At 72.8% G+C, this 3,706-nt stretch carries 4 protein-coding genes; 2 read left to right on the forward strand and 2 right to left on the reverse strand.

Annotated features, from left to right (window positions below; genetic code table 11):
- Nucleotides 1-582, forward strand: a 582-nt coding sequence (locus tag ACSDR0_RS49670) for a trypsin-like serine protease (protein ID WP_435295972.1), incomplete at its 5' end; no start/stop codon positions are given.
- A 319-nt stretch (nucleotides 583-901) separates the two neighbouring features.
- Complete coding sequence (locus tag ACSDR0_RS49675; protein ID WP_435295973.1) at nucleotides 902-1,816, forward strand: RNA polymerase sigma-70 factor; 915 nt, start codon at nucleotides 902-904, stop codon at nucleotides 1,814-1,816.
- 192 nt (nucleotides 1,817-2,008) lie between these two features.
- Here the strand turns inward: ACSDR0_RS49675 and ACSDR0_RS49680 are convergent, their stop codons facing one another.
- A complete protein-coding gene (locus tag ACSDR0_RS49680) occupies nucleotides 2,009-2,629 on the reverse strand; it encodes a WYL domain-containing protein (protein ID WP_435295974.1) in 621 nt (206 codons plus the stop codon).
- The gene (locus ACSDR0_RS49685; protein ID WP_435295975.1) at nucleotides 2,538-3,392 is read right to left on the reverse strand and encodes a universal stress protein; all 855 of its coding nucleotides are present in this window, start codon (nucleotides 3,390-3,392) and stop codon (nucleotides 2,538-2,540) included. The genes ACSDR0_RS49680 and ACSDR0_RS49685 overlap by 92 nt, the downstream gene beginning before the upstream one ends.
- Nucleotides 3,393-3,706 lie beyond the last annotated feature (314 nt).

Raw genomic sequence — 3,706 nt, forward strand, 5'->3', positions numbered from 1 at the left:
GTCTCACAACTGGTCCGCACCAGCGTCTGCGCCGAACCGGGAGACTCCGGCGGCTCGTTCATCTCCATCGACCAGGCTCAAGGTGTCACCTCCGGCGGCTCGGGCGACTGCAGCCAGGGCGGCACCACCTACTTCCAGCCGATCGACGAGATCCTCACCACCTACGACCTGACCCTGGTGACCACCACGGGCGCCACACCACCGGCCACACCACCGGCCACACCACCGGCCACACCATCGGCCACGCCACCGGCCACACCGCCCGCGAGTGGCTGCACCGGCTACCCCAGCACCTACAACGGCACCCTGACCACCGGCCGGTCCGCCTACCAGCCCAGGAACCGCTACTACCGCTCCGGCGTCACGGGGGTCCACTCCGGGTGCCTGGACGGCCCCGACGGCGCCGACTTCGACCTGTACCTGCAGAAGTGGAACAACGCCGTCTGGGTGACCGTCGCCACCTCCGACGGCACCGGCCCGGACAAGACGATCACCTACACCGGCACACCCGGCTACTACCGCTACCGGGTGCTCGCCTCAGCCGGCTCCGGCGCCTACACCGCGGCGTTGAGGGCGCCCTGACCCGGCCCGGCACACGCTCCTGTCCCCCGCGCACTCGCCGGGACGCCTCCGGGCGTACGAGGTGTCCACACGACACGGCCACCGAGGTGCCCCCCCCGGAAGGCCACACGGCGGCGGTCGCGGCGATGATCCCGAGGTGCCACCGGTGAGGGACCGCGCGGCCCCGCCCCCGGAACAGCGGGGGTCGCCGCCACTCCACCGGGGGGACCTTCCCACGTTGCCACAAACCACCCATCTATCCTGTCGGGCAGGTGGCAGATGAGGGGCCGTGGGCCGAGGCTCATCGGCGGGGTGCGGGACTCGGGGCGAAACAGGGGCGATGACGGTGGTGGATGCCGGGCCGGCGAACGAATTCGGTGGACCGGAGGATCTCGAACAGGCCGCGGCGATCTTCGCGGACCTGCGACCGCGCCTGTTCGGGATCGCGTACCGGATGCTGGGCAGTTCCACCGAGGCCGAGGACCTGGTGCAGGACGTCTGGTTGCGCTGGCAGACCTATGACCGCGGCACGGTGGCCAACCCGGCCGCTTTCCTGGCGACGGCGACCACGCGGCTGGCCATCAACGCCGCCCGGTCCGCGCGGATCCGCCGCGAGACCTACATCGGCCCGTGGCTTCCCGAACCCGTCGACACGGGCGCGGATCCGCACCTCGGCGCCGAGCGGGACGAGGCCCTGGGTTTCGCGGTCCTGCTCCTCCTGGAGAGGCTTTCGCCCAACGAGCGCGCGGCATACGTGCTGCGGGAGGCGTTCGACTACCCGTACCAGCAGATCGCCGAGATCATCCAGCTCAGCAAGGCGACGGTCCGTCAGCTGGTCAGCAGGGCCCGCAAACACGTGCTCGCCGAACGCCGCGCGCCGGTGACCGACGCCGAGCAGCGCAGGCTCCTGAAGGCCTTCGTCTCCGCCGCCCGCTCTGGCGACCTGACCGCGCTGGAGGAGATCCTCGCGGAGGACGTGACCAGTTACTCCGACGGCGGCGGCGTCGTCCGGGCCTCTCGCATTCCCGTGGTGGGCGCGTCGCGGGTGGCCAAGTACCACAAGGCGTTCGCGGCCCCGTTCTGGGCCGGGGTCGAGGTGAGGTGGGCGAACCTGAACGGGCAGGCGTCCGCTCTGCTGTGCCGCGACGGCGCGGTGTTCGCGGTGCTCACGGTCAACGCCTCCGCCCAGGGCATCGACCAGGTGCTGTGGATGATGAACCCGGCCAAGCTCGCCGCGGCGTCCGCCGCGACCTGACCCGCCGAGACGCGAGGCACCGGCTCGACCGGCCGGTCGTTCGTGGACGCGCACCCGCGAGGACCTGTCGCGGCCGGCGGGAAGGCCGTGCCGGGCGGCTCGCCGGCACGCCCGCTCCGTGGAGTTCGCAATGCCACAGGTCCGCGCACCCCCGTTCGACGCCCGCGGCCAGGGCCGTCGTCGCGATCCCGGCTACGGCGGGGACGGTCTCTCGGGCGCGCCGGATCCGGTGGCCCGGAGGAAGCGGGCGCCCCACTCCTGGACATGCGCGGCGAACTCCGGCGGCCCCAGCACCTCGAACTCGGCGCCCACGTTGCCCAGCGCCTGGGTCGGCCAATCGAGAGAGGTCGACGTCATGGTGAGCCGGCAGGCGTCGTGGTCGAGCGGTTCGACGGTGCCCCACTGACCGACCGCCTGCCGTACCCGGTGCGCGGGGGCATGGACGAGCGCCTCACCCCGTTCCGCCCGCTGTCCGCGACCGATCGGGCGGCCTTGGAGCAGGAGGCGGAGCGCCTGCTGCCGTTCGTGGGAGGCGAGAACGTGTCCTGCGGCAGCCCGATCGCGACCATGTCGTCCTGAGCGTCCTCCCCGGCATCGACCGCCGGGCCCAGGACAGGCAAGGTGAGCACGGGTCGGCAGAGCACAGGCTGCGGCGTCATGACCGAACACCGGCGGTGCGCCGGGAATCGCACTTCTCCGGCGGCGTCCGGGCGGCCGGGCGTCACGAGGAGCGGACGACCGCCACGGCGCAGCGCGCGTGGTGCAGAACGCCCCGGCTGACCGAGCCCAGCAGCAGCGAGCCGAGGGCGCCACGGCCGTGGGAGCCGACGACGAGCAGGTCACTGCCGGCAGAGGCCTCGGCGAGCGCCTCGACCGGGTGCGCGCACCGGGCGTTCTCGATGAGACTCACCTCGGGATACTTCTGCCGCCAGGCGGCGAGCCGGTCGGCCACCACGGCGTACTGGGCGATGCGGATCTCGTCCATGTCATAGGCGATCTCCGGGGCGAAGGCGTGCACGGGCAGCTGCCAGGCGTAGATCGCGCGCAGCGTGCAGCCGCGCAGCCTCGCCTGTTCGAAGGCGTAGGCCAGGGCGGGTTCACAGGCGTCGGAGTCGTCGACGCCGACCGTGATCTCGCCGTACGCCGGCGTCTGGCCGGCGCGGACCACGACGACCGGGCAGTGCGCGTGCCCGGCGACGTGCATGCTGACGGAGCCGATGACGGCTCCGGCGAAGCCGCCGAGGCCCCGGCTGCCGATGACGATCTCCGCGGCGACCGGGGCCTGGTCGCGCAGGACCACCGGGGGCGGGCCCTCGAGCAGGGCGGTGCTCACCTCGACGGTGGGCCGGCGGGCGCGTACCGTCGCCTCGGCCTCGTCCAGGACCTTCCTGGCGGCCCTGGTCATCACGTCCTCCCCGCCGAGGGCGGCGAACCCGGGGATTTCGTTCGGCCGGCGGTGCACGGCGGTGACGACGCGCAGCGGCAGGCCCGTACGAGCGGCGTCGTCGGCGGCCCACGCGACGGCGGCGTTCGCGCCGGGGGAGCCATCGGTCCCGGTGATGATCAGAGCAGACATGGCTGTTCTCCCTTCCTCTCCCATCGGACCTCCGCCGGACGGCCCGGTCCCAGGGCCACAGGTCCCGACCTCGCCGCGCGAGGACAGGGTCTTTCGTCCCTCACCGAGGCTCGGCCCCACCCTCGGCACCTGCCCGGGCGCGGCCGGACGGCGGAGAGGGGCCGGACGGCGGAGAGGGGCCGCCCGCCCGAGGGCAGATCGTCGGCGAGGAAGGGGACTTTCGTCCCTAACGCCTTCGGAGAACGGGCGGGCAGCCTGGAGGGTATGAAGCTCGACTCGGCAGGTCTGCAGATCCTCTCGCGCCAGGAGTGCGT

It is taken from the genome of Streptosporangium sp. G11, assembly GCF_051192615.1.
In the GTDB taxonomy this organism is placed as follows: domain Bacteria; phylum Actinomycetota; class Actinomycetes; order Streptosporangiales; family Streptosporangiaceae; genus Streptosporangium.